This window comes from Streptomyces zhihengii, assembly GCF_016919245.1.
In the GTDB taxonomy this organism is placed as follows: Bacteria; Actinomycetota; Actinomycetes; order Streptomycetales; family Streptomycetaceae; genus Streptomyces; species Streptomyces zhihengii.
This window is the reverse complement of record NZ_JAFEJA010000004.1, coordinates 1-24,756: the sequence shown is the minus strand read 5'-3', so window position 1 is coordinate 24,756 and position 24,756 is coordinate 1. Positions and strand designations below refer to the sequence as shown.

Genomic DNA, 24,756 nt, shown 5'->3' with positions numbered 1-24,756 from the left:
CGCGCTCAGGCGGGGTGGTACTCCGAGTGCGGGATCGCTCGCCGCCACACGGCCTCGAACGCCTCTGTGCACGCCTTCGCTCGCTGCGCGTCGCGGACGTGCTCGCGTCCGTCGGGCGCGAGGTTCCCCTCCCCGCTGAAGTGGTGGAAGAGCACCAGCTCGTCGTCGAAAACCCAGAAGTCCGTCCCGGGAAGGGCGAGATCCGTGGTCTGCCGGCGCGGCAGCCAGCGCACCTGCTCGCCAGCGGCCAGGTTGCCGAAGGTCAGGTCGTGCTCGTAGCGGACGTAGTCGCTGACCGGCTCCGAGACGATGCGGGCCCGGCGTACAGCGACGCCGCGGCGGGTCGCTTCGGCGACGTGGTCGTGCCAGGTGCCCCACCATGAGGCCTTGCCTGCGGGGTCGGGCCGGGCGCCGGTCTGCCACGCAAGGAATCCAGGGTCGTCGGGCGCGTAGGCGTCCCTCATCTCCAGGTGGACGGCGGACCGTTGGGCTTGGGCCAGGGCCTCACGGGCGGGTGGCTGCACTCTCGTCTCCGTCCGGGGTGGGGAGGTACTGCCGCATGATCGCAGGGAGACGGATCATCGACTCGCCACGGGGAATGTCGGTGGAGTGTCCCGGGATCGAGCCGACCTCGTGCGCCTGCTGGACGGTGCCGGGGTCGGCGGTCCAGGACTGGATGATCAGGTCGCCGGTCTCTTCGTCCAGCCAGATCGTGGGTGACTCGTCCGTGGGGCTGTCGGGGTCGATGCCCAGGAACCGCAGCGTCATGAGGCCTCCGCTCAGAGGATTGCACGGGATTCTATGACCCTTGCCTGGCGCCCGGGAGGCCGTCAAGGCCGGCTTCCGGACATGCGGAAGGGCCCGCCATGGCGGGCCTCTTCGGGCGGTGGCTCAGCTCCCGTCGACCGGGAAGCGGGTGCAGGTCGGGTCGTCGAGGCAGTCCCGCATTTGGTCCGTGTTCGCCTCGTTCGATGCTCCGGGGACGGTGCGGGCGCGGCATCGTCGCGGCGGCAGACCAGCGGGTCAGGGTCGTCCGGCGGGGCGGAAGACCGCGGCGTCCGCAGCCGGTTGAGTCGGGCCGGCAACCCTGACCCGCCCTTGACCGGGACTTGCTGCCAGACCGTGAGTTCACGGAACTGTCGCCGGACTGCGCCCTGACAGCACGTCGAAGCGAGCATTTTCAGGGGTAATGTCCCCTCCATGGACTTTCAAACCGTTGTTGCGCGAGCTGAGCACCTCCAGCACCTGCATGCCGCTGACACGCCGCTCGTGCTGCCGACCGTCTGGGACGCCTGGTCCGCACGGACGGCAGCTGACGCCGGTTTCCCCGCACTGACAGTCGGCAGCCACCCGCTCGCCAACTCCCGGGGAGCCGATGACCATGAGGGGCAGACCTTCGAAGAGGTGATCGCCGCTGTCAAGCGCATCATCGCGGCGGTTGATGTGCCCGTCTCCGTAGACCTGGAGGCCGGGTACGGGCAGAAGCCCTCAGATCTCATTGCCGCCCTGATCGAGGTCGGCGGCGTCGGTCTCAACATCGAGGACACCGTCCACTCGGACGGCGGACGCGTGCGCAGCACACAAGAGCACGCCGACTACATCGCTGGTCTGCGCGCGGCGGCCGACGCCGCGGGGGTCCCGGTCTGGGTCAACGGGCGCACCGACCTGTTCCTGCACGCACAGGACCCCTCCAGCGTGCTCGACGAGGCGATCGAGCGTCTGCGGGCGATGGAGCAGGCCGGCGCCGACAGTGTCTACCCCGTCAAGATCCAGGACAACGACGAACTGCTCACGGCAGTGATCGGCGCCGTCACTGTTCCCGTGAACTCCACAGCCCATCCCGTCAAGCACGATCTGGCGCGCTTCCGCCGCCTCGGCGTTCGAAGGATCACCTACGGGCCGCTGCTGCAGCTTGCGATCACGGACGCGATGAAGGACATGCTTGGTCCGTGGACACCCTGAAGCGTCCCTGAGTAAGGCAGTCCTGCGCAGGAGGCCGACTCGCACACGGCAGATGCTTGTTTGACTGTTCCGTCGACGGCCGGACAAGCGGACGCGAGCATCATCGAGGGCCTCACGGGGCCGCGGAAGCGCCACATCTCCACAGTGACGGCCCCGCGGCCCCTCAAGGCGCTGCTTGCCGCCGCCGACCCAGCGGGCCTTGTCCACCCCCCTTGTGCGCACGGATCTCCTCGACACGCCGGGACTCCCGGCCTTCGGCTGCGACCGCCGCGTTCTGGACCCGAACACCGAACCAACGCCCACGCCTTCAGGGGAACCTCGCCCGGTGATCTTCTTCGCCCGACAGACTCCTTCTACCTCTGGCGGGCCCGTCCACCACGTGGGCACGGCTCCGATCGCGCTCCTCACCAGGACGCGCGCCACAGGCCGAACGCGCGCATCACCGGTGCATCCGCAAACCGCCCTGACACGGGCATGCACCCCCCAGAGTCAGGAGCGCCCACTCCGCAACTACCGTTGGTTGCACGGGCGTTACTCCGCGCTGTAACGTACTGCGGACGCCGCTCTGCTCATGGAGCGTGTGCTGTGCCTGCCCATCTATCCACAGGAGTTCGTAACTCACGTCGCTCGACCTCATGCCGCGTCTGAGGTCCCTCCGCTGGAGCCTTCCGGCGGAACTGCCGGAGATCACCTTCAGGTGAGGTGTGTCTCCGCTCAGCGACTAGTTGTTACAACTTGGGAGGACAGCATGTCAGCCAACAATGCCACGTGCACTCATCCAGTACGCGACCTGATCACCGTCGCCCTGTGCGCGGCGCTTGCTGCACTGACCGCGGTAATCATCGTCATGGGCTTCAAGGGCTCGGCGCTGGACGCCTGCAAGGCTGGAGGCGGCGTGTTCCTGGCCGTCATGGCCGTCGGGCTCGTCGTGCTGCAGCACCTGAAGCGGCACGCCTGCTGACCCCGCCTTCCGGGGCGGACCGCCACGGTCCGCCCCCGGACGGCGCGCATCCGCTCCGCATCTCGCGCGGCCTCAGACACGTGGAGGAGCGGGTGCCAGGCCAGCTCCTGGGCGAGCCCCGGGCACCGCGGTGTCCGAGCCATCGTTCGACCCAGCCCCGCGACCAGCGTGAAAGCGGCCCCTTTTCCAGGCGAGGCGAAACCTGACCTCGACGTCTGCGCCCGAGCCAGCCGCCGTAGTCTCGCCGGAGGGCATCCAGTCCCCACAGGGTTGCACGGGGCGTACCGGCAGAGCACCACGCCAGTAACCGTCAGGGCTCCTCCGTCACGCACTGAAGGCTGCTGGGCAGGTCCTCGGCGACGGTGGACCCCCGCACAGTGGGGGAGGAATCCGCCGTCGCGGCCTCAGTAGCGTCTGTACATGCCTCGAAGCGAACCCAGCGGGGCCGATCAGGAACTGATCCACCACGCTCGCACGCACGGCTACACGGTCACCGCGAGCCAGCTTGAGCGGTGGCGCCGCCGCGGAATGCTGCCGCCACCCGCACGCCTCTACCGCGGAGGGCGCTCGTTGACGCTGGAGGCGTCCACTTGAGGTTTCGTGGTGTGTGAGGCTGGTGTGACGGGGTGGCCGCGCAGCATTTGCATGGTCCGGGTGGTGTCCGCCGGGCGGGCGCGGTGCCGCCGGAAATGCCTGCCGTACGGGATCGGCCGTGAAGTTCCGGTGAACTCTCCCGCCCTGCGGGACCGGGCTTTTTGCAGGTCAGAGCCAGTGTCCCCTGTGGGGATGCTGAGTGTCGCGAAGGTCCAGAGTCGTAACACCTGGCGCTACTACGTGCGCGGAGTCGCCTTCGGGGACGGCCGCCACCCGGTCGGCCAGTCCCTCAAAGCCGCCCAGGAGATGGCCGGCCTCCCGCCGGGACGGTGGTCGGGGCGCGGCCTGGCCGCGCTCGGACTCACCGCGGGCACGGAGGTGTCCGAGCGGCAGATGGAGCTGGTCTTCGGGCAGGGCCGGCACCCGGACGCCGACCGGATCGAGCACCACCTCCTGGACGACGGAGCCGACCCGGACACCGCGCGAAGGGCGACCGTGCTCGGGCAGCCGATCGAGGAGATCGAAGCCCGCAATCAGACCCCGCTGCTCGCTCTCGACTTCACCTTCCGCCCGCAGGCGTCCCTGATCGTGCTGTGGACGCTGGGAGACGCCCACACCCGTCGGGTCATCGAGCGGGCGCACGAGCGGGCCGTCGACAGGGCCCTGCGCTGGATCGAGGACGAAGTCGCCGAAACCCGGTGGGCTTCGGGCCGCGGCCGTGCGAAGACGCCGGCCTTGGTGGTCGCCGCCTTCCGGCACTTCGAGAACCGGGATGGCTTCCCGCTCCTGCATGAACACTGCTTGGTCCTCAACCGCGTGCAGCGCCCGGACACGGGCGGTGATCCGAAGTGGGGCGCGCTGGACACCCGCCGCCTCTACCGGCATGTGGTGGCCGCCGGGACGCTCTACACCCTCGCGATGACGACCGAGGTGTGCGAGGAGCTCGGGTTGGCGACGGTGCCCCGGGAGGTGACGCCGGGCCTGCGCCCCGTCATGGAGATAGCCGGTGTCGACTCCGAGCTCATCGACTGGTCGGCCACCCGCCGCCAGCAGATCGAGGATGTCCTGGAAGGCCTGACCTACAAGTACGCGCAGAAACACGGGCGGCTGCCCGGCGAGCAGGCCCGGCACGGCCTGGGGTGGTGGGCGGCGCAGGACACCCGCCGTGAGAAGAAGACCCCGCGCCCGCTGGAGCAGCTGCTCGCGTGGTGGAAGGCGTCCGCGCTGCTGAAGTTCGGCAAGCAGATGATCGACGGGCTCCTTCACCGCTGCCGCGCGGCGGGTGCGGCGATCCGGGCCCGGGTGGACCCGGTCGTGGACACCGCGCTCGCCGCCGTTGACGTCGCCGCGGTCGTCTTCACCGTGCGCGGCAAGTTCGCCCGCCGCCACGTCCTGGCCGAAGCACGCCGCCATCTGCTGGAGACCCTGCGCGGCCGCGAGTTCACGCGCGGACTGGACGACTACACCGCGGACCGCGCCCTGTCCGACCACAGCCGCCAGACCACCGATCCCCAGCCCGGCCGCCGGGCCCCGGCCGCCGACCAGATCTTCTACACCGCCGACTTTCCCGAGCCCGATCCCTGGTTCATCGCCGGCACCGGCGGCAAGCCGCCCCGGGAGTCGTCCCGCTACGAGAGGGCCCGGGTTGCCAGCCTTGCCGTACAGGGCGCGATCCGCACCGCCCGCACCGCTCCCGCCGGGCAGGCCGACGCCCCGGCCGCCACGTCGACTGCCGCGCGTACGGACGACCAGCACCACGACCAGGCGTCAGCCCCACCGCACGCCGTCGACCACCCCGGCCGGGACGCCGCCCTCACCCCGGCGCAGCGGGCCGCCGCCATCCACGTCCATCAGCAGGCCGCTATGCCTGAGGAGTACCTGGAGGGCCGCACCACGGACCCGGCGACGTGGCTGCGCACACCAAAGAATCTGGGTCGGCTTGCAGCCTTCACCCGCGCCGCTGATACCCGCTGCCGCGCCACGCAGGACCGAACTGGTTCAGCGGCCGACCCGGCCAGTCTGGTCGACCAGCACCGCCAGGAGCACGAGCAGCAGCAGGAGCAGCCCGACCCTGGCGAGGGGCAGGGTCTCCGGCTGTGACGCGCCGTGCGGGCCGCACGGCGGGGCGGACGACGAAGTCACTGGGCCAGGAGCCGACCGGCCCCCCACCCCCGAAGTCACCCGGGAACGGTGAGGGTGCCAGTGACCGCCCCTCAGACATGGAGGCGGCCGCATTGCCCCGATCCCGCCGAACCTCTCGCCGGAGCAGCGCGAGCAGATCCTCGACCCGGCTTACATCCGCGCCATGCGCCGCGGTGCCGCGCTGCTGCTGGCCACCGGCATGCCCGTCGCCCAGATCGCCCTGTGCCCCTGGTACGAGGAGGACACGATGGTCCACATCGGCGAGCAGATGAAGGCCGAGGAGCGCGCCATCACCGAGCGGGCCGTCGCCGTCTACAAGGCACGCGTGGCGGACCGCGATGGCCGGTGAGCCCGAGTTCGAGGTCCCGGTGGGCCTGTTCCAGGACGTGGCGGACCGCAAGGCCACGGTCGCCGCCCTCACCGCCCAGGTGAAGGCCCTCACGGCGGCCGCTGACCAGGGCGGCGAGAGCACCGGACCCGACGCCGGCGACGAGACTGCCGCCGGAGAGGAACCGGCCGCCGAGGACGAGGCGGAGTGGCAGTACCCGCCCTTCATCCTGCTGCTCGACAGCCCGGCGTACGACAACGAACTGCGGGCCCTGATCGAGTGGGTGGAAGGCGCCCTGGCCCCCGGCTACCTCGCGGAGCCGTCCGCCGACGCCCGCTGGTGCCACCTGTGGATGGAGCACACCGTTGCCGTCGCCCGCCTGCACGCCCTGTGGCTGGCCTGGCAGGAGGGCACCGACCCCACGTCCTGCGGCTACACCGGCCCCAGCGTCTGGCACCGCGACCACCTCGACCCCTGCCTGCGCGAGCTCCGCGCCTCCACCGGCCCGTTCGCGGGCTGCACCCGCACCGAGCACCAGATCGACCACCGGATGCCCAGCACCGTGCCGAGCGCCTGGCGCCTCGCGATGGAGTGACTCCGGGCACCCGGCCGTCCCTTCGTCACCTGAGGCAGGCGGCGAGGGCCGCGGTGACGGTAGCGGACAGAGCGAGCACAGCGACGAAGGCGGAAGCGGCGCGCGCCAGCGCGGTCGGCCAGGTAGCCCCGTCGGCACGGGCCAGAACGCCGGCACCGACGGCGCACAGCAGCGCGACGATCACGACGACGGCGACGGTGAGAAGAACAAGCGCGATGGTCACAGCAGACTCCCTGCACACGGTGGGGTGTTGACAGGGAAGAACCTCGAGGAAGCGGTGTGCGCCATGGTCTCCGGCTACAAGAATGGACACGAGCACACACCACCCGGGGGACCCTCACATGCCGGACGAGCCGGAACACCGCAGTCCCGCACTGGCCGAACTGCGCAGGCGACTCGATGAAGCACGGGCGCGCGACCGCCTGGACCAGGGGCAGCTCGCGACGCGAGCCGGTCTGAGCCGCGGGACGGTGTCGAAGGCGCTCTCACCCCGCGGGGACGTGCCGTCGGTGAACACGGTGACCGCCCTGGCCCGCGTGCTGCGGCTGCCGGTGGGCGAACTGCTGGAGCTGCGGCGGGACGCGGAGGAGGAGACATCGGGACGCTGGGGCGACCCGTCGGGGCCCGGTCGACCGATCGGGCAGTGGGAGCCGCACGACCTGGAAGTCCACCCCGCCGGACCCCGCACGAACACGCCGGGAGTCGGCGGAGTGCGGGCACTGCCCGCGTACGTGCGGCGCCCGCACGACCAGGCGCTGGCCGACGCGGTGGCGGCGGCCGCGGCGGGCCGCAGCGGGATCGTGGTCCTGGTGGGCACCTCCTCGACGGGCAAGACGAGGGCATGCTGGCAGGCCGTGCAGCCGCTCGCCGAGAAGGGGTGGCGGCTGTGGCACCCCTTCGACCCGACCCGCGCCGAAGCCGCACTGGAGGACCTGCACCGGGTCGGCCCGCGGACAGTGGTGTGGCTGAACGAGGCGCAGCACTACCTCGGCGACCGGGAGTTCGGCGAGCGGATCGCGGCGGCTGTGCACCACCTGCTGATCGACGAGCAGCGCGGCCCGGTCCTGGTCCTGGGCACGCTATGGCCCGAGTACGCCCACGACTACACCGCACTCCCCGCACCGGTACAAGGGCGATCCCCACAGTCGGGTACGGGAACTGCTGGCCGACCACACGGTGAGTGTCCCCGACACGTTCGACACGGGGGCCCTGGCCGCCGCGGAGGCCCTGGCCGACCGAGGCGACGCCCTGCTGGCCGACGCCCTCACGCGCGCCCGGGACGGCGGCCGGATCACGCAGGATCTGGCCGGGGCACCTGAACTCCTGCGCCGCTACGAACAACCCCGCCAGGCCGCCGCCCGCGCCCTGCTGGAAGCGGCGATGGACGCCCGCCGGCTCGGCGTGGGCCTCCACCTTCTCCAGGCCTTCCTGACCGACGCAGCTCTCGACTACCTCAGCGATGACGACTACGACCTGCTCAGCGACGGCTGGGCGGAGCAGGCCTACGCCGAACTCGCCGAGCCGGTCCACGGCAAGCAAGCACCCCTGCGCCGCACTACCCCCCGGTCCCCCCGGCACCCGGCCGCACCCACCGTCGACGTTCGACCGGCCATGCCACCGCCCGCCGGTCCGGTATTCCGCCTTGCCGACTACCTGGAGCAGCACGGCCGTATCACCCGCAGCCATCTGTGCCCACCCGCATCCTTCTGGAACGCTGCCCACACCCACCTCACCCACCCCGACGACCTGTACAAACTCGCCGAAGCGGCCAGGAAGCGACACCGCCTGCAATGGGCACACCACCTCTATCGACGCGCCGCCAGCCATGGCAACGCTGATGCCCTGGTGCGGCTGGCTGGGATGATGGAGGCGGCTGGGGACCGGGACAGCGCGTTGTCCCTGGCCCGGGAAGCCGCCGACCGTGGCGACGCCGATGCCCTGGTGTACCTGGCCCGGACGCGGGGGGAGGCCGGGGACCGGGTCGGCGCTGAAGCCCTCTTCCGGGAGGCAGCCAGTCAGGGCGACGCCGACGCCCTGGTGCATCTGGCTGAGATGCGGGAGTCGGCCGGGGACCGGGTCGGCGCTGAAGCCCTCTACCGGGAGGCAGCCAGTCTCGGCGACCCCTTCGGCCTGCTGCACCTGACCGAAATGATGGAGGCGGCCGGGGACCGGGACGGTGCGTTGTCCCTGGCCCGGGAAGCCGCCGACCGCGGAGACACCTTCGCTCTGGCGCATTTGGCCATGCGGCGGGAGTCGGCCGGGGACCGGGACGGTGCCGAAGCCCTCTTGCGGGAGGCAGCAAAGCACGGCGACACCTTCGGCCTGCTGCACCTGACCGAAATGATGGAGGCGGCCGGGGACCGGGACGGTGCGTTGTCCCTGGCCTGGGAAGCCGCCGACCGCGGGGACGCCTCCGGTCTGGTTCCTTCGATGGTTCCAAGCGCTGTGTGGCGGTACGGCCTGGACCCGGACGGCACACCTGCATCACCGTGGCAACCCTCCGTGCCGGTTGAGCAGGTCCCAGATGCACCGCCGATGAAGCCATAGAGGGTCGCCCGTCGCAGCTGGTCTCAGGATTTCCAGTGCCCCAGGAAGGCAGGGCGAGGCGCCCGGATCACGGCCCTCGGCAGCAGTGAGGCATTGGGCAGGGTCAGCCGTTGTTGCGGGCGCACTCGTCGTCAGTGCACTCCGAAAGGCCAGGCACGAAGCGAGGTTCCCCCGGGTCGTTGGGGTTGGAATGGTGCCACCTTGCGATCCTTTGGGGGCCGCCGCACCGCGGGCACCGCTCGGGCTCGTGTTGAGCCCGCTCTGCGGCTGTGTATTCACCGTGTTCGTTCGGCATGGGCACACGGTAGGTCGGATTGAGTCCCTCCGCTGTGCGACGTCACCGTACCGGTGGTTGGTGGCAGCCGGGGTGATGACGCTCTTTTGAAAACGGCCACCCTCTGCTCAGGAGTGACCCCACACCTGCTCGCGATTCCCCAGTCTGGAGTGACATGACTTCCGTGGGGCAGGGATGGTCAGGGCTGGTTAGCGATCTGTCGGCCGAGCTGTTCGAGGAACTCCTGCAAGCTGGACGCGGCGACCTCGAAGTCGTCAAACCAGGAGGCCGTGGTGGGCTTCCAGACTCGTCCGCTGTCCCCGATCGCGAACAGATGGCCCCCGCCGTCGCTGGCGAAGACCAGTGCGATCGATTCGCCGTCGATCGGAGCGGGGCCGTACTCGCGGAAGTGTTCCGCCACCGTTGCTGGTGAGTGGATGAAGTACTCGTTGTCGACGTCGGGCAGGGAAGCCTCGCTGATCACCCAGTAGAGCGTGGTCAGGTCGGAGGGGATCGGCGTCAGGTCCACGAGCGCGTCCGTCGCCTGGCGGCTGTCGTCGGTCGCGAGCATCACGGCGTTGTGCTGGGCGGGAAGCCGTGTGTCGGGAGGAAGGACTGCATCAGCGCTCGTCAGCGCCGCGTCGGTCTGTTCCCGCCAGGACCGGACCGACTCCGCATCAAGCCGCTCACCAGGCACGTTTCCCCCTCACATACGCGTGGGACCCGCCGGCGCGAGCCCCGGTACACCGGCCACGAGGCTGGCCCGCACCGAGTGGTGACCGCGCCTCGTCGGACATCCCTCGGCCATCCGCGAGCGCGCGCCGCGGACGCGGCCAGCCCTCGGCGGGGTGCCGCACCACCTGGTGCGGCACCCCGCTCTCCCGTTTCCGTGCCTCGCACCCGGAGAACCCGTGGCCCCGCACCCGCGCAGTGCTCCCCTCACAACCCGTCAGGGCGCGGCCCGTCGCGCTCGGCGCTGCCTCCGTCCCGGCTGCGTGCCGGTCGCGTCCTGGTACCCAGGGTGGGCCGCGGCCGACGATGATGACGGCTACAGGCGGAGCGTTGTCGGTGGGCTGCGCTACGTTCGTCTTCCCCTCTGTGCGAGGGGTTCTGCTCTGCCCGGCCTATACGACAGGCCGGGCAGAGCAGGTGGCGCGATCCCCTCTTTCTTCGGCACGGGGCGCACCGTTCTTCCGGATGGAAGGACCGACACCGAGGTGTCCTCCCCCATGGGACGACGTACGGGACCGGTTTGCAAGGAAAACCGGGAACTTCACCCACAGGACGTGCCCGGTGTGCTGGACGTGCCCCGGAGTGGTCTGTTTCGCGCTCGTGACTGACCGTCCGCGATTTCTAATGTTCCGTAATTTCATGATCACGTCGCGTGACTGATGGGAGCGGGTCCATGCTGAGGATCCGTCAGCAGCGGCACGGCACCCGCTCGTTGACGGAGATCCCTTGATGGCGCGGTGGCACTTCCGGATTGCCGCGCCGGCCGACTCCCTATACCGAGGATGGGTGATGAGCAGGAAACAGATAGCGGCGGCAATGGTGCTGGCGCTCGTGGTGGTGCTGGCGTGGAGCCTGGTGATGGCGGCGATGGGCCACGCGGCCCTGATCGCCGGACTAGCCCCGGTCCTCGGCCTGACCGTCACCCAGGTCCTGGGCGGTTACCGCGCCCGGACCACGCCGACCTCCGGACGCCGGGTTGCGGCGGCGCCCGACGACGAGGACGGCACCCTGTGACGATGCTCCCCGCACCGGGGCCGGCCTCCGGGCCGGCCCCGGTCCGTCCCGGCCGCAAGCTCGGACCCATCGCCCCCACCGTCGGTTCCACCCACGCCGCGTGGCTGGAGCCGACCCGCGACCGCTACCTCGCCAGCGGCTACACCCTGGCCGACCTCAGCCACCACGTCGTCCTCGCCAAGTCGAAGCTCTCCGAGCTCCTGCGCGGAGTGGGGCACTATCCGCGCTGGGAGGTCATGCACCGCGTCGCTTCCGTCCTGGACATCCCCAACTGGCCTCTGTACCGGCTGTGGCAACAGGCCGCTCTGGACGTGGGCAAGAGCAGCGACTGGATCGACCGCTCCGGCGAAGGCGGACCCGCCGTCACCACCGCCGGCCCCGGCCTCCCGCCCCTGGCCCACGACGCCCTGCGCGCCACCGTCGAAGACGGCTACTTCCGCTACTCCAGCGTCTTCCTCACCGGCAACGCCCGAGACCAAGCGGTGGAAGACACCTTCGCGATCCTCTGGCTCAGCTTCGACGAGGCCCTCGCCAGCCCCGACATCCGCCGCTACGCCTGGAACCTCCTGCGCGCCACGGTCAAGGCCCGCGCCGCTCACCGCGACGACCGCCCGCTGCTCGCACAGGGCGCCTTCGACACCCTCGCCCTCCTCAAGGAGACCGACTCCGAAGCGCGCACGGACCAGCTGGCGGAGAGCATCGAGCTGTTTCTCGCGATCGGCAGGCTGCCCGACAACCACATGGACGTCATGGTGCTGCGGCACCTGTGCGGCTTCCGCATCCGGGAGACCTCCGAACTCCTCGGAGTACCGATCGCCGCCGTACGGTCCGACGAACGCCACGCCCGACGCTTCATCACCGAGACCACCGAGCTGCACCTGACCGAAGGACCCACCCCATGACCACACTGGACGCCGTCCTCTCCCGGGCACTGCTCGCCTTCGACCGCACCGTTCCGCGTGACACCGTCCCCACCCGCGACACAACCCGGCGAGGGGCCGTCACTCCGCGGCAGACGACCAGGTCCGCAGCCGACGACCTGCGCGCGCTGTGCGAGACCGTGGTACGGCACACCCCGGCCACCGCCGTCGGCGAGTTCGTCACCGACCAGATCCCCGCACCCCGCGCCGCCCTGGTCCTGGCCTGCGTGCTCCAGCTCAGCGACACCGACGACGGCGCCCGCTTCTGGTGGCAGTACGCCGCCGGCGCCGGACAACCCGCCGCCGCCTACTGCCTCTACCTCCACCACCTCGCCCTCGGCGAGACCCACGTCGCCAGCTGGTGGCACACCCAGACCGACGAGGCCGACACCGGCAAACCCGCCTCGCGCGCCCCCGCGGCGCGCACCGAGATCCGCTGCGCCGACGATCCCGACCTCCCCGCCCTCCTGCAGGCCGGTGACAGCGTCTCGACCACCACCCTGCTGCGCGTCCTGCGGCAGCTCGCCCGGCACGTCACCCGTCAGCGCTCCTCCGTCGTCCTGGAGCTGATGGCCTACATGCCCCTCGCCGTGGCCAGCGGCTACCTTCGCGAACCGGACTGCGAGATCCCGCTGCCGGGACCGAACTTCGCCCACCAGGTCCGCGACCGGCTGAACACAGCCGACCGCTCTCTTCGCCCAAGCGGCCTTCCGCCCCGCTCACAGTCCCGTCACCGGCCACGGCCCGGCGACGACCGCCACCAATGCCGGCGCGACCGCCACGCCGACGAGGCCGCAACCCGCTGAACCCATCCGCCACGGCACCCCGAGGCGGCCACCCCGGGGTGCCGCAGCCGGTGCCCCCGGGGCGGGCGGCACAGATGCGACGCTAACGAACCCGGTGCTCTACGTTTCCGCCCGCTCGGCCCCTCGACCGCGTCTCCAACCGGGAGACCAGCGGGGCCGGGCGGAAAGGATCGTCACCATGACCTCCATCGAGCCCGTCCTGTCCGTACGCAACGGCTTCGGAGCTGGCGTCCACGATGACCGACGGCCAGCTGCGCGACGGCGTGCACCGGGCGCTGCGCCGCTACACCCACGGACGGCCGCCCGCCTGCCAGGTTGACAGCTTCACCGCGCTGATCCGGCGCGGGGTGCGCATCGACTGGCCCGTCCCCGACCGTCTGCCCTAGCCGCACTGTGCCCTCCGGTCGTGCCCTGCATGACCATCCTGCGGCAAGGCAGCGCCTGCGAACCGAGAATCGACGAGGATGCGCACGAGCGGGTCCTTCCGGAAGATCCCCTGAGTCGTGATCCCCGTAACGGGTGACGTCATCTGGAAGGGCATATTCGGCTGGCGTTCACCCTGGAGCGTGGAAAGTCAGATCACCGACTCCAGAGGGAGCAACGCCGGTCGGCTTGGTTTGGGCTACTGCTGCCGGTAAGCCGCGCCTCCTTTCGTGACGGATGTGTCACAGACATATAGCGAACGCCCCATGAGGGGCCTCTTGGGCCGGTACGCTCCCGCTCCTGGGGAAAGTGGGGGAGAAGTTGCATCTGGGGAAAGTTGAAGCCAGGGGCTTCAAGTCGCTGCTAGATATCGACGTTCCGCTGCGTCAGGGTGTCACGGTCATTGTGGGGGAGAACAACGCCGGCAAGTCGAACTTCATTGACGCGCTGCGACTGCTGACCGATCCGCTCGACGGGCGGCGCAACCGCTGGTGGGAACCAGACGACGTCCATCCCTGGGCGGATGGCGGCGCGCAACTGACCGCGGTCTACGCGGGGCTGGAGGACGTCGAGGCAGCCACTCATCTGCAGGCACGCGTTCCCGCGAGCGAGGAGCCAGACCTGCAAAGGGGGAACCATGCCCGCTACTCGGTCGTCTTCGCCCGCCCGGCCGAAGGCGAACGCGCCCCGCGCCCGGTCTGGTCGGCGGGACGGCTGCTGGACGACCCGGAGCCCGAGGCACGCCGCGCGGTCCGCCACGTGTATCTGCCGCCGATGCGCAATGCCCAGCAGGAGCTGGCCTCCAGCTCGGGCAACCGACTGCGGCTGATCCTCGCCGCCGAACTCGGCGGCGAGAAGGCGATCAAGGCGTTCGAGGAGGAGCAGGCCAAGCACTTCCGCTACCTGGAGCAACACGACAAGATCAAGGCTGTCCGAGGCAGGATCAACGATCCGCTGAACCTACTCACCGCTGGCGCGCACCCCCAGCACATGGGGCTGTCGTTCGCCGACCCGACCTTGGTGTCCATCGCCCGGGCGCTGCGGACCCGCATGAGCGACGAGGGCCTGGACGTCGAGGACATCGCCCGCTCCGGACTGGGGTACGCCAACCTCCTTTACATCGCCACCGTCCTGGCCGAACTGGAAGCCGCCCGCGGGGCCGACCTAACGCTGTTCCTGGTCGAGGAACCAGAGGCCCACCTGCATCCGCAGCTGCAGAACCTGCTGCTGGAGCACCTCAAGAGCCGGGCGCTTCAATCCCAGACGTTCGAGCCGGAGGCCGAGGGCGCGCCGCTGGGCCGCATCCAGGTGGTCATCACCACGCACTCGCCGGTGCTGGCCGCCGCCACCACCGTGAAAGACCTGGTGATCCTCAAACGGCGCCGGACCCCGGCCCCTGAGGCCAAGACGGTCAAGGACGCGGTGGCGGACGTCGCCGTCCCCGCGCCACAGCCCACCGTTCCGGAGGCGGAGCCGCAGCCGCCCGAGGCGGCGGCCTTCGCCTTCACCACGGCCGCGGTGCCTGTCGCGGCCATTCCCTTCACCCGGCACGAGCCCGCCAAACTCGACCGCTACCTGGACATCACCAAGAGCGCCATGCTCTTTGGGACCCGCGTCATCCTCGTCGAGGGACTGGCCGAAGCATTGCTGATGCCGGCCTTCGCCCGTCTGGTCCTGGACGCCATCCCGGACGAGCGGGCCCGCACCCGCGCCAAGGCGGTCTTCAGAGGCAGCTGCATCGTGGCCGTCGACGGCGTCGACTTCACCCCCTACCTGCGGGCCCTGCTCGCTGGCGTGAGCGGGGTACGCATCGCCGACCGGGTGGTCGTCATCACCGACCAGGACCCCACGAAAAAGACGACAGAGCCGGACGACGAGGCCGCCGAGCCACCCCTCCCGGACACGGCCGCAGAGGACCGGACCGAAACCACAGAGACTGGCTTCAACCGTGCTGCCTTCCTGACCAAGCACCTGCAGGACTGGGACGTGCCCGAGGACTGCTTCCGCATCTCCGAGAGCAGACCCACCCTCGAGCCCGAACTCATGCGGCCCGAGAACCGGGCATTGCTCAAGGACGTCTTCCTCGACCTGCGCCCCAAGTCGGCACACCGCTGGAAGCCAGTCGACGACGCGACTACGCCAGACGAACAAGCGGCCGCCTTCGGCACCCTGTTCACCGACGGCAGCAACAAACTCCCCAAGGGCGACTACGCCTACCGTCTCGCGGAGCGCTTGGCCACCCGGCCCGACAATTTCCGCGTACCCGAGCACCTGGCCACCGCGATCCGGTGGATCGCAGATGTGGAGGGCGGCCGCCGATGAACCTGATCGACCCGCGCCGCGCACAAGCCGAGCAGCGCCAGCAGCAGGCCGTCCACGCCTCGGCACCACTATTTCTCCGCGCCTGCCCCGGCGCCGGCAAGACCCGCGTCCTCGTCGACCGGCACTGCCTGACCCCGCCCGGCCCTCGCCGGGCGGGCAGAGCCTTGCTGTCCTTTACCAACGTCGCGTCCGACGAACTCCGCGACCGCTGCTCCGGCAACCGGCCTGACCTGACGGCCTTTCCACACTTCATCGGCACCTTCGACAGCTTCCTGTGGCGCTACCTGGTGCGCCCCTTCCTGCCCGCCACCCCGCCCTGGCAGCACGTCCTGTCCTGGGACCACGTCCCGGCCGCCGTCGTCGGCCCGCGCAAGGTACCGCTGTCGTCCTTCCGCTTCAGCTACGACCCCGCCACCCGGCAGACCGCAGTGCAGTGGCCCGCCGCAGCCAGGTCCCTGGTCAGGTCACAACTGTCCGAAGCGGACTACCTCCGGCTCGCCCAGCGGCGGCGCGACGACCTGTGGCAGCGCCGCGGCTATATGACCGGCCACGAGGTCCGCATCGCCGCCCTCGACCACGTCAGAAACCCGTCCGTCACCCACCTGCTGCGCCACCGCTTCATCGAGATCGTCGTCGACGAAGCCCAGGACTGCTCCGAACTCGACCTCACCATCCTCGAGCAGCTGCACCGAGCAGGCCTGCCCCTGGTCGTCGTCGCCGATACCGACCAGGGCATCTACGAATGGAACGACGCACGACCGCAGGACCTGCACTCCTTCACCCTGCATCTGCCCACCCGCCTGGAGCTGAACGGCAACTGGCGCAGCAGCCCATCAGTGTGCCAACTTGCAGCCACCCTTCGCCCCACATCCCGCAGCATCCCCGACGACCCGGTAGGCGACCACCACGAGGCAGCCATCCCCCTGCTGCTCCTGCCCTACGGCCACCACGGGAGAAAAGCCTCGGGGCTGCTCGACGCCAGCGACGCCGGCGAGGCATTCGTCGGCTATGCCGCGCGCGAGGACATCGCCCCAGCAGACTGCCTGGCCATGGCCTACCGCAACGACGCCGTCCCCAAGGCGCGTTCCCGCCCCGCACCGAACCACCCCAAGGGCACCGACGCCAAGGCACTGGCATGGGCCGCAGCAGTCTTCACAACCGCCGAGGCCCCCGCAACCGCACGCAAGCACGCGCTGGCCATCGCCAGCACACTGCTCGACGACTATTGGCACCCCGACACCGAAGAGACCCTCGCCGACAGCCTGGCCGCCCATGGCATTGCCCCGGCCCTCATGCGACGCCGGGCAGGAAAATTCCTGACCGCGCTGCCCCCGGTTGACGCCACACCGGCCCGTGACTGGCGCAGCGCCGCCCGCTCGGTCCTCAGAGCACAGTTCCCACCCTCGACAAACCGCCCGGCGCCCCCAAAGATCCTGTCGCTGGCAGCCAAGGAACTGGACCAGCCCATCGGATCACTGGTCGGCATGCCCCAGGCCGACAGCGACAGCACGCCCGCTGCAGGCATGCGCAGCTCCACTGTCCACCAGGCCAAGGGAAGCGAAGCCGACGCGGTCCTCATCCACCTACCCAAGCCCCAGAGCGTCACCGAACTGCTGCAGGCATGGGCCGACCCACTGACCCACACGGAGAACAACGAACTGCTGAGGACCTACTACGTCGCCATCACCCGGGCACGCCACATGGTGGCGCTGACCTACCCGCTCTCGAAGCACCGTGAGGTCACCACCCACCTGGAGACGATGAAGATCGACTACCGGGAGGAGACCGCGCACCACCTTGTCTGAAGCGCAGAAACGCGAGGGCTCATCTCGTGCCCGAACGGCTTCGCCCGGTGCGCGAGGGCGCGGGTATGCAGCCTGGATTCCCTCTGGCCCGCGCCCCGCACGACGCCCTCGTCACCGCCGTCCTCGCGTGGAAGGACCCGGACCTTGCTCCCGCCGACGACGAGCAAATCACCGGCCACGCCCGCGCGGTCGCCGCCGAGCGGGCGGCCAACATCCAGGCCGAGGACGACTACCAGCACCAGGAAGAGGAAGCGGTCACCCTCCTCGGCCTGGCCGACGGGCCCCCGGCCACCGGCGAGCTGCTCCTCGACCAGATCCGCCTCGACCTGACCAGCGCCGATCGCAGGGGTGGCCCAGGAGCTCGTTGCCGGACAAACCGCGACGGCGAGGAGCTTGCTGTGACGGCACTGCCCGGCAGGCGCCTGGCCAGAGCTGGCAGCAGCGGGCGATGTGTCGCGTCGGCGTCAGTGGGCGAGCCGACCGCGTCGGCGACCAGCTAGGCGTGGAGCTGCACGGGATACCCCATGTCGTCGATATCGCGGAGCACGCTGACGGCAAGCATGATTCCGGTGACGGCGTTGACCGGGGTGTACTGCGTGGCCGCGGCAGCGTGAGCGGTGGCGTGCCGGTTGAACGTCTCAGGGATCGGGTCCGCCGCCCAGAACGGCTCCAGCGCCTTCGGGAACGGTAGGAAGGCAGCAGCTTCGCGGAGTTGGCGGATCGTCGCGTCGTCGTCCTCAACGGCCGGGATGCTCTCCAGGACCTTGGCGTAGCCCGGCCACTGACCATTGGGCTTGAGCCAGCCGGGATTTGCGTAGGTCAGACCACGGATCAGGGTGTCCAACACGTTCGCAGCCAGTGCCTGGGCACCGCTGAACATGCCGCGGTCAGCCATGTGCACGCATTCTTCGAGGAGTGTGGTCTGCTCGCCGAACTGGGTGTCAGACACTGCTGCGAGGGCCGCCTTGCAGGAGGACAGGATGGCCGGACGGCAGTCGTCAATGACCTGTGCACGGGCAGCTGCGTCGTCGGCGGCGAGGAGCTGGCGGATGACGTCGGCCGGCGGAACCCAGACCAACGGAATGCCTTCCCTCATCAGCACGATCATGTCCGAGTAGTCGAGACGGGCGCCCCGCCAGTTGGCGGGCATCATCGCGTCCAGGCGTTCCAGCGCCGGCTGAAGCGGAGCGATCACCTCGGCCAGGTGATCCAGAGCGGGCATCCGGATCTCCAGCGGCGGCACGACCGCCGCCGCGACGGCTTCCTGGATACCTTTGGTAGCCGCAGCCAATGCCCTCGACAGGTCCGGCCCGAAGCTGATGTCCATCCTGAGGTCCTTCCTCGCACGTGGTGAGCATCATCAGGCACGCACACACCGAGGAGCCTCCGCTTTTCTGCCGTCGGCCGTCCCGTCCCCGCAACCCTCAACGGCTGCGCGTCTCCCTGCTGTCGGTCCCCCTCCGTACCCTTGACGCTCAGCCGCTGGGCCTCACGGCCCCGCCGAGCCTCGGATCAACGGGAAGCGGGACCGCACAGTGTCATCGATCTACCTCTCCTCCGACAATCCCCGGTGGACACCGAAGACTGAGGCCGACCTGGAGGCCGCCGTCACCGGCGGCCTCCTCGAGGAAAGCCATCACCTGGACCTGAAAAGGGCCCCGCACAGCAAGGGCGACAACAAGGAACTGGCGCGAGATCTGTCCTCGTTCGCCGTCGACGGCGGAACACTGATCATTGGCGTGCAGGAGAACAAGGAGAGCCGCACCTTCGAACTCGCCCCCCAGTCTCTGAACGGGCTGGCGGAAAAGATCGAGCAGGTGGCACGGACGATCCCCGACCCACCGCTGACCATCCTCACCGAGGAGATCAGCGCTGCGGCCAACGACGGGACCGGCTACCTCGTCGTACACATCCCGGCCAGCCCCGTCGCGCCGCACATGGTGGACAACCGGTACTTCGGCCGCGGTGACAAGACGAAATACCAGATGGGTGACGCCCAGGTCGTCGCACTGCACGCGAAGCGGCGGAGCGCCGAAGCGGACACGCTCCTCCTTCTGCAGAAGCAGATGGAAGAAGACCCACTGCGCGACGTCGGCGTCCAGTCCCACTTGTTTCTCGTTGCGCAGCCCACGGCCGGCCGCCGGGACATGTGCCTGCAGATCACCGGTGCTCAGGACTGGAACCTGCGCATGGCTACGCTGATCAAACGCGTCCAAGAGTCTCAAGCTCTGCGATCGGTACTCGCCGGGCGGGGATTCAGTCCTGATCTAGGCGACGCCCATCAAGGGCACCGGCGAGCTAGGGGAGTGGCTCGCAGCTCCTCAGGTCTCGGACCCGACCGTACACACATCCCTGAAGGGCGCTGGGGCGATGAAGACGTCATCGAACTCCAGCTCTTCGAGGACGGCGGCCTGAAACTGCTCATGACCCGTCTCTCTGACAATCTGTCCAAGCCGCACACCGCCACAGATGACACGGAACAGGTCATCTTCGACTCCGCAGCCGTTGTCCTTACCCGGCAGGTACTGGAACTTCTGCGCCTGATCTCCGAAGACGTCGGATACCACGGCAACTGGGCGATGGCGATCGGAGCCAACCGGCTCCGCGGTCGGCGCAGGTACTCCGGTCAGTCGGTCTTTCCGAGCAGTCAGAGATACAGCGAAGACACGTACGAGGAGACCACCGGCGTCACACTGGCCGAACTCCGTGAAGCACAAGGGACGGTCACCAGGCGCCTACTCGGTCCGTTGCTGCGCTCCCTGGACTCCCAAGAAGTGTTCACTGAGGCGTTGACCGACAAGGAATGACACGACCGAGCCCGACTCGGCACCGCGTAGTTCGCCTGGGGGAGCGGCGCCGCTGGCCCCGAGGCAGCGAAGGACCCCGGGTCGCCCTGCGTTCCGGGGGCCTGTCGCGTCTCCCGCCGCCGTTCACCAGTCGTCGGGCGCGCTGCCCGCCCATGCGGTCGGCCGGCCTTTGCTGGTGCGGCCCCAGTGCGGTTCCTCCATCGAGGTCTCGTGCCCGTCGGGCAGGACGCAGATCCGCCCCCAGCGGCCGTGCTTGCCCCCGCAGAGCCCGGCGAGCCCGTCCGCGTCGCCTGCCGCCACGGCCTGGCCGTAGCGGTCCTGGAACGGCTGGAGACGGGCGCACAGCTCCATGCCCAGCAACACGACGCGCGGCTCCAAGAAGGAGTCGCATAGGTTCATCGTCATGATCATGCGTATACGCGGTGTCGTTCTGCCTGAGCGCCAGGAGCGCACGTTCTGGATCGACGGGGAAAGATTGCGGACCGCGCCTCCGGCGGGCACGGCGTCGAAGCGTGTCGAGACCGTGGTGGACGGCGGTTGGCTGCTGCCGGGCCTGGTCGATGTCCACACGCATCCCGGAGCGGAGAGTCCGGACGACACCTTCGACGAGGTGTTGCTGCGGCGGCACTTGTCGGAGCACCGGGACGCGGGTGTGCTGCTGGTGCGGACACCGGGGACCGCGGCACGGATGCCCGCCTGGGTGGACTCGGATACAGAATTGCCGCGCGTCCGCTCGGCAGGGCGCTGGTTGGCGACGCCGGGCCGGTTCTTTCCCGGCGCCGGACGGGACATTGCCGAGCGCGACCTGGCGGGGGCAGCGGTAGAGGAGGCCACGGCATCGTCGGGCTGGTGCAAGGTCATCGGTGACTGGCGGTGGGACGAGCCTGCGGTGCCTCTGGATGTCCTGAAGGCGACCGTGGAAGCGGTGCACGCTGCCGGGGGACGCGTCGCCGTGCACTGCCAGACCGGCGAAGGCTCACGCAACGCCGTCCTGGCCGGAGCGGACAGTCTCGAACACGGGATGCACCTCGATCCGGACCTCCTGGACCTGATGGCCGCACAAGGCACCGCATACATACCGACTCTCTCCGCGTTCGCCGGGAATGCGGACGTATGGCGGGGCCGTGAATCCAGCGCGAAGCGCTCGAACTGGCTTCTTGGCTGGCAGGGCATGATCGACAATGTGCGCCTGGCGCACGAAGCCGGTGTCACAGTCCTCGCGGGGACGGACACCTTCCCGTGCGGCACCGTTGCCACGGAGGCGCAATGGCTGCTCCGTGCCGGCCTGCCGGCCGAAGAAGCGCTCGGGGCCGCTTCATGGACGGCACGGCACTGGCTGGGACTGCCGGGCCTGACCGACGGAGCGCCCGCCGACCTCGTCGCATATGACCACGACCCCGTCACGGAACCGGGAGTTCTCGCGCGACCCACGCGCGTGATCCTGCGGGGCCGTGTCATGCGCTGACCCCTCCCGGCCGCAGGCCATCGATTCCGGGCACGCTGCTCCCCTGATTCCGCCTAGTCACGGACCGGGAGCACTTTTGACGAGAACGGCATCCAGGTCAGCTGAGAGACTCTCCCGCGGGTGCGCTCATCACGCCGCTCCCTCTGTCGCGGCCGCCCATTCCAGCCCGAGTGCGGCGAGTGCGGCGAGTTTGTCGGCGGTGAGCTTGGCGCGCCTGGTCTTGCTGTTACTGAGGAAGACGCCGAGCTTGACCTCCGCCCCGTCCTCCAGCCGCTCGACGTGCCCCCGTGAGACCACCACGGACCCGGTGCGGGCCTTGTACTGCGCCAGGGCCGCCACGCCCTTCTCGAAGGCGCTCAGCGACGCAGCGGGTGCCGTGGTCGGTTGAGCGGACGTGGTCTGCTCCACCGGTGCCGGGGCGTGCGGGACGATGCCGACGGCGCTCAGGCGTTCGCGCTGTCCGTCGGTCAGGGCCGCCCACACCTCGGGCTTGCGCTGCTTGGCGAGCCACTTGCCGATGTCCATCCCGTGGACGGTCACCCCGGGTTCGACGTAGGCGAGGATGGTCTCCTCGGCGAGCATCTCCCGCACGACCGCGTAGTGCCGCTGCCACTCCGGCGGCCAGGACGGGTTCCAGTCCTCGTCCACCGCCTCCAGCGCTGCCTTCCACTCCGGCTTGCCGTCCAGCGCACCCGGCCGCCGCAAATTCGCGAGCCACATCCCCAACGGCCGATCCAGCACCGACGCGGTACGGGGCGCACACAGCGTCCAATGCTCCTCGTAGTACACCCGCGCGGCCTCCAGGTTCTCCTGGAACCGCTCGTCCGCCACGGACCAGACCATCCCGAGCCGCTCCAGCCGCTGCGCACGCAGACCACTCATCTCCCCAGCCCCATAAGCCCGCCGCTGCTCGGCCACCCACTGCCCAAGGGGTGTCGCACCCTCCCGATGCCCGTACGGCACCCGGGCGTGACCCTCGCGCTCCACGTACGCCTTCAGCTTCGCCCAGCCACGCGCCCAGTCCTGCCGCTCGGTGTCAATCACGTTGAAGCTGACCCAGTTCGCGACCATCACCGGGTCACGCGGAGCAGCGAAACGCAGCAGCAGCCGGGACTCCTCCTCACCCTCCCCGGGCGCAGCACCGATGTACTCAGACGGCTGCACCACGTCCTTCTGCGGCTCCTGCGGAATCGCGAGCAGTTCCACGGCCTCCTCATCGTGAGCCCGCAGCCCCTCCAAGACCCGCACCAAGGGCCGGTACGACCCGGAAGTGAACATGTCCTCAGGCTGCTCCCCGGGCTGAAGGAAAACCGGCACGATCAACGACGCGACCTTGCCCTGCCCGGGCTCCTGGCGCAGCGCCCGACCGATCGCCTGCACAATGTCGTGAGGAGCCCCCTTCGGGTCCAGCAGGGCAACCGAATCCACCGCGCGGATGTCCACACCCTCGCCCAACACCCGACAGTTCGAGAGCACCGCCCGCTGCGCCGTGGCCCCGAACGACCCCAGCACCTCCCGCCGGCGCTCCGCAGCGTGCTCGCCACACAACCAGTCCGCCCAGACCCGCTTCGGATACGTCTCGGGCTGGTCGGCGTACAGCTTCCCCGCCACGCGCGCAAGACCCTCCGCATACGCCTGCGCCTCCACCGTCCGGTGATGAAAGGTGATGCACGTCGACAGATCGTGCTGCTCCATCGTGTGCAGCAGCCCCGCCTGCAACGCCCCCAGACGCTCACCGCGCACCCTCTCGCTGCGCCGCTCCTCGCCCATCAGCCGCTCAGGCGTGACGACCGGGTCCCTCAGCTCCAAGACGATGATCTGATACCGCGCCAGCAGCCCCCGCGACACCGCCGACGCGAGCGACAGCTTGTAGAAGACAGGCCCAAACACAGCCTCATCGTCCATCGAGGCAGCCATCTCCCGCGGCAGCCGATCCCGCACCCCCTCAGCCACCCCCCAGTGCGCAGGCCGCTCCTGCCAGATCCGCGGCGTCGCCGTCAGATACAGCCGGCGATCCGACGGGATGACGCCCTGATCATGGACATCGGCCCACGCCTTACCCATCGAGCCCGACGTCCGGTGCGCCTCATCAACCACCGTGAGATCCACCGGCGCCAACTGCTGCCCGTAAGCACCCTCGAACGCCTCCGCCAGGACCCCCAGCGACGCGTACGTCCCGAAGATGGTCACAGGCCCCTGACCGTGCCACAGCGCCAGCTGCACCGGGTTGGTGGTGGAACGCACCTTCAGATTCCACAGCTCCGGGTCGTCGCTCAAGCTGCACACCGCCACCGCCGGCCCCGTGTGCCCGGTCCCGCGCCACGCCCGCACCGTCTGAGTCAAAAGGTCCAGCGTCGGCACCAGGACGAGAATGCGGCCCTTCGGCACGATCCGCTTCGCCGACGCCGCCGCGATGATGGTCTTTCCCGTGCCGCACGCGGCGTGCACCTGCCCACGCAGGCCATTCACGGGAATGCCACCCGGCGGGACATCGAAGCCGCGCACAATGGCGGCAACGGCCTCGATCTGGTGGTCACGCAGTTTCACGGCCATGCCCCGTGTTCTCCTTTCCGCAGAATGCGGCGCGTCATAATAAAGGGAATCCCGGCGCAAGGTGCGCGGCGCTGGGGGTGCGGCGTCTGATCCCAGACTCTACACAGCAAAACCATGTGATGCATCGCCTCCGCACCATGTTCCCGACCCAGAGTGATACATGACCGAATCTCACCCTCACACGGCGAGTAGTTGTGTATGCTGACAGGGTATCAGCGAACACGTTGAGGCGGTATCGAGGGCGGGGGAGGGGTTCGGGCGGAGCGCAGCGGAGCCCGTCACTGCGGCAGGGGCCGGCACCCCATCAACCGACGGTCCGTCACTCTCGTTAACAGCGGTGATAGCTGGGAATCCCAAACCCTACACACGCCCGCACCCGATGCACCTCCCCTCGCAGCCAGCCAAGGCGACCGCGCTTGCGCGGGTGCCCGCAATTCGCGCTTGCGCGAATTGCATTCCGTCCGGAATTCCGTTTACGGAATTCCATTCCCCCGCTTGCGGGGGAA

Annotated in this window: 23 protein-coding genes; 16 read left to right on the top strand and 7 right to left on the bottom strand. The window is 69.5% G+C overall.

Features of this window, described 5'->3' with window-relative positions; genetic code table 11:
• Positions 1-5: 5 nt before the first annotated feature.
• Both JE024_RS40555 and JE024_RS40550 read right to left on the bottom strand, forming a co-directional pair.
• On the bottom strand, positions 6-524 hold the full coding sequence (locus JE024_RS40555; RefSeq protein WP_372449927.1) for a DUF6879 family protein: 519 nt from the start codon (positions 522-524) through the stop codon (positions 6-8).
• Positions 505-768: a hypothetical protein gene (locus tag JE024_RS40550; protein WP_205378995.1), complete on the bottom strand. Its 264-nt coding sequence runs from the start codon at positions 766-768 to the stop codon at positions 505-507. The genes JE024_RS40555 and JE024_RS40550 overlap by 20 nt, the downstream gene beginning before the upstream one ends.
• A 432-nt stretch (positions 769-1,200) precedes the next feature.
• Between JE024_RS40550 and JE024_RS40545 the strand changes: the two genes are divergently transcribed.
• The 6 genes from JE024_RS40545 to JE024_RS40520 all read left to right on the top strand — a co-directional run bounded on the left by JE024_RS40545 (position 1,201) and on the right by JE024_RS40520 (position 6,582).
• Entirely contained in the window at positions 1,201-1,962 is a 762-nt protein-coding gene (locus tag JE024_RS40545) for an isocitrate lyase/PEP mutase family protein (RefSeq protein ID WP_205378994.1), read from the top strand.
• Positions 1,963-2,710: 748 nt separating this feature from the next.
• Entirely contained in the window at positions 2,711-2,923 is a 213-nt protein-coding gene (locus JE024_RS40540; RefSeq protein WP_205378993.1) for a hypothetical protein, read from the top strand.
• A gap of 420 nt (positions 2,924-3,343) precedes the next feature.
• Positions 3,344-3,517, top strand: a complete 174-nt coding sequence (locus JE024_RS40535; RefSeq protein WP_205378992.1) for a hypothetical protein — start codon at positions 3,344-3,346, stop codon at positions 3,515-3,517.
• 192 nt (positions 3,518-3,709) lie between these two features.
• Positions 3,710-5,617: a MobF family relaxase gene (gene mobF / locus JE024_RS40530; protein ID WP_205378991.1), complete on the top strand. Its 1,908-nt coding sequence runs from the start codon at positions 3,710-3,712 to the stop codon at positions 5,615-5,617.
• 205 nt (positions 5,618-5,822) lie between these two features.
• The gene (locus tag JE024_RS40525; RefSeq protein ID WP_205378990.1) at positions 5,823-6,008 is read left to right on the top strand and encodes a hypothetical protein; all 186 of its coding nucleotides are present in this window, start codon (positions 5,823-5,825) and stop codon (positions 6,006-6,008) included.
• Positions 5,998-6,582: a DUF4913 domain-containing protein gene (locus JE024_RS40520; RefSeq protein WP_205378989.1), complete on the top strand. Its 585-nt coding sequence runs from the start codon at positions 5,998-6,000 to the stop codon at positions 6,580-6,582. Before JE024_RS40525 ends, JE024_RS40520 begins: the two co-directional genes overlap by 11 nt.
• Positions 6,583-6,607: 25 nt before the next feature.
• On the opposite strand, the gene JE024_RS40515 is transcribed toward JE024_RS40520, so the two are convergent.
• Entirely contained in the window at positions 6,608-6,805 is a 198-nt protein-coding gene (locus JE024_RS40515) for a hypothetical protein (RefSeq protein WP_244883804.1), read from the bottom strand.
• Positions 6,806-6,923: 118 nt separating this feature from the next.
• Between JE024_RS40515 and JE024_RS41845 the strand changes: the two genes are divergently transcribed.
• A complete protein-coding gene (locus tag JE024_RS41845; protein ID WP_244883802.1) occupies positions 6,924-7,901 on the top strand; it encodes a helix-turn-helix transcriptional regulator in 978 nt (325 codons plus the stop codon).
• Positions 7,902-9,602: 1,701 nt separating this feature from the next.
• Here JE024_RS41845 and JE024_RS40505 read toward each other — a convergent pair.
• Positions 9,603-10,100: an SMI1/KNR4 family protein gene (locus JE024_RS40505; RefSeq protein ID WP_205378988.1), complete on the bottom strand. Its 498-nt coding sequence runs from the start codon at positions 10,098-10,100 to the stop codon at positions 9,603-9,605.
• Between the two features lie 824 nt (positions 10,101-10,924).
• Here JE024_RS40505 and JE024_RS40500 point away from each other — a divergent pair.
• The 7 genes from JE024_RS40500 (at position 10,925) to JE024_RS41840 (ending at position 17,925) form a co-directional block, all read left to right on the top strand.
• On the top strand, positions 10,925-11,149 hold the full coding sequence (locus tag JE024_RS40500; protein ID WP_205378987.1) for a hypothetical protein: 225 nt from the start codon (positions 10,925-10,927) through the stop codon (positions 11,147-11,149).
• 2 nt (positions 11,150-11,151) lie between these two features.
• The gene (locus JE024_RS40495; protein ID WP_205378986.1) at positions 11,152-12,051 is read left to right on the top strand and encodes a sigma-70 family RNA polymerase sigma factor; all 900 of its coding nucleotides are present in this window, start codon (positions 11,152-11,154) and stop codon (positions 12,049-12,051) included.
• Positions 12,048-12,875 (top strand): hypothetical protein, encoded by an 828-nt coding sequence (locus JE024_RS40490; RefSeq protein WP_205378985.1) that lies wholly within the window; start codon positions 12,048-12,050, stop codon positions 12,873-12,875. The genes JE024_RS40495 and JE024_RS40490 overlap by 4 nt, the downstream gene beginning before the upstream one ends.
• A 236-nt stretch (positions 12,876-13,111) precedes the next feature.
• Positions 13,112-13,261, top strand: a complete 150-nt coding sequence (locus JE024_RS40485; RefSeq protein ID WP_205378984.1) for a hypothetical protein — start codon at positions 13,112-13,114, stop codon at positions 13,259-13,261.
• Positions 13,262-13,607: 346 nt separating this feature from the next.
• Positions 13,608-15,620 (top strand): ATP-dependent nuclease, encoded by a 2,013-nt coding sequence (locus JE024_RS40480; protein ID WP_205378983.1) that lies wholly within the window; start codon positions 13,608-13,610, stop codon positions 15,618-15,620.
• Positions 15,617-17,425: a UvrD-helicase domain-containing protein gene (locus tag JE024_RS40475; protein ID WP_205378982.1), complete on the top strand. Its 1,809-nt coding sequence runs from the start codon at positions 15,617-15,619 to the stop codon at positions 17,423-17,425. The genes JE024_RS40480 and JE024_RS40475 overlap by 4 nt, the downstream gene beginning before the upstream one ends.
• Before the next feature lie 65 nt (positions 17,426-17,490).
• Positions 17,491-17,925, top strand: coding sequence for a hypothetical protein (locus tag JE024_RS41840; protein WP_244883800.1), 435 nt, complete (start codon positions 17,491-17,493; stop codon positions 17,923-17,925).
• Here JE024_RS41840 and JE024_RS40465 read toward each other — a convergent pair.
• Positions 17,922-18,752 carry a hypothetical protein gene (locus tag JE024_RS40465; RefSeq protein WP_205378981.1) on the bottom strand — a complete coding sequence of 277 codons (831 nt, stop codon included), beginning with the start codon at positions 18,750-18,752 and terminating at the stop codon, positions 17,922-17,924. The genes JE024_RS41840 and JE024_RS40465 overlap by 4 nt on opposite strands.
• 208 nt (positions 18,753-18,960) lie before the next feature.
• Here JE024_RS40465 and JE024_RS40460 point away from each other — a divergent pair, with 208 nt between their 5' ends.
• Positions 18,961-20,232 carry an AlbA family DNA-binding domain-containing protein gene (locus tag JE024_RS40460; protein WP_205378980.1) on the top strand — a complete coding sequence of 424 codons (1,272 nt, stop codon included), beginning with the start codon at positions 18,961-18,963 and terminating at the stop codon, positions 20,230-20,232.
• Between the two features lie 123 nt (positions 20,233-20,355).
• Here JE024_RS40460 and JE024_RS40455 read toward each other — a convergent pair whose 3' ends face one another.
• Positions 20,356-20,637, bottom strand: a complete 282-nt coding sequence (locus JE024_RS40455; RefSeq protein ID WP_244883798.1) for a hypothetical protein — start codon at positions 20,635-20,637, stop codon at positions 20,356-20,358.
• Here JE024_RS40455 and JE024_RS40450 point away from each other — a divergent pair.
• The gene (locus tag JE024_RS40450) at positions 20,636-21,697 is read left to right on the top strand and encodes an amidohydrolase family protein (RefSeq protein ID WP_205378979.1); all 1,062 of its coding nucleotides are present in this window, start codon (positions 20,636-20,638) and stop codon (positions 21,695-21,697) included. The two genes, JE024_RS40455 and JE024_RS40450, sit on opposite strands and share 2 nt — an antisense overlap.
• Before the next feature lie 129 nt (positions 21,698-21,826).
• Here JE024_RS40450 and JE024_RS40445 read toward each other — a convergent pair whose 3' ends face one another.
• On the bottom strand, positions 21,827-24,250 hold the full coding sequence (locus JE024_RS40445) for a DEAD/DEAH box helicase (protein ID WP_205378978.1): 2,424 nt from the start codon (positions 24,248-24,250) through the stop codon (positions 21,827-21,829).
• Positions 24,251-24,756: the final 506 nt, after the last annotated feature.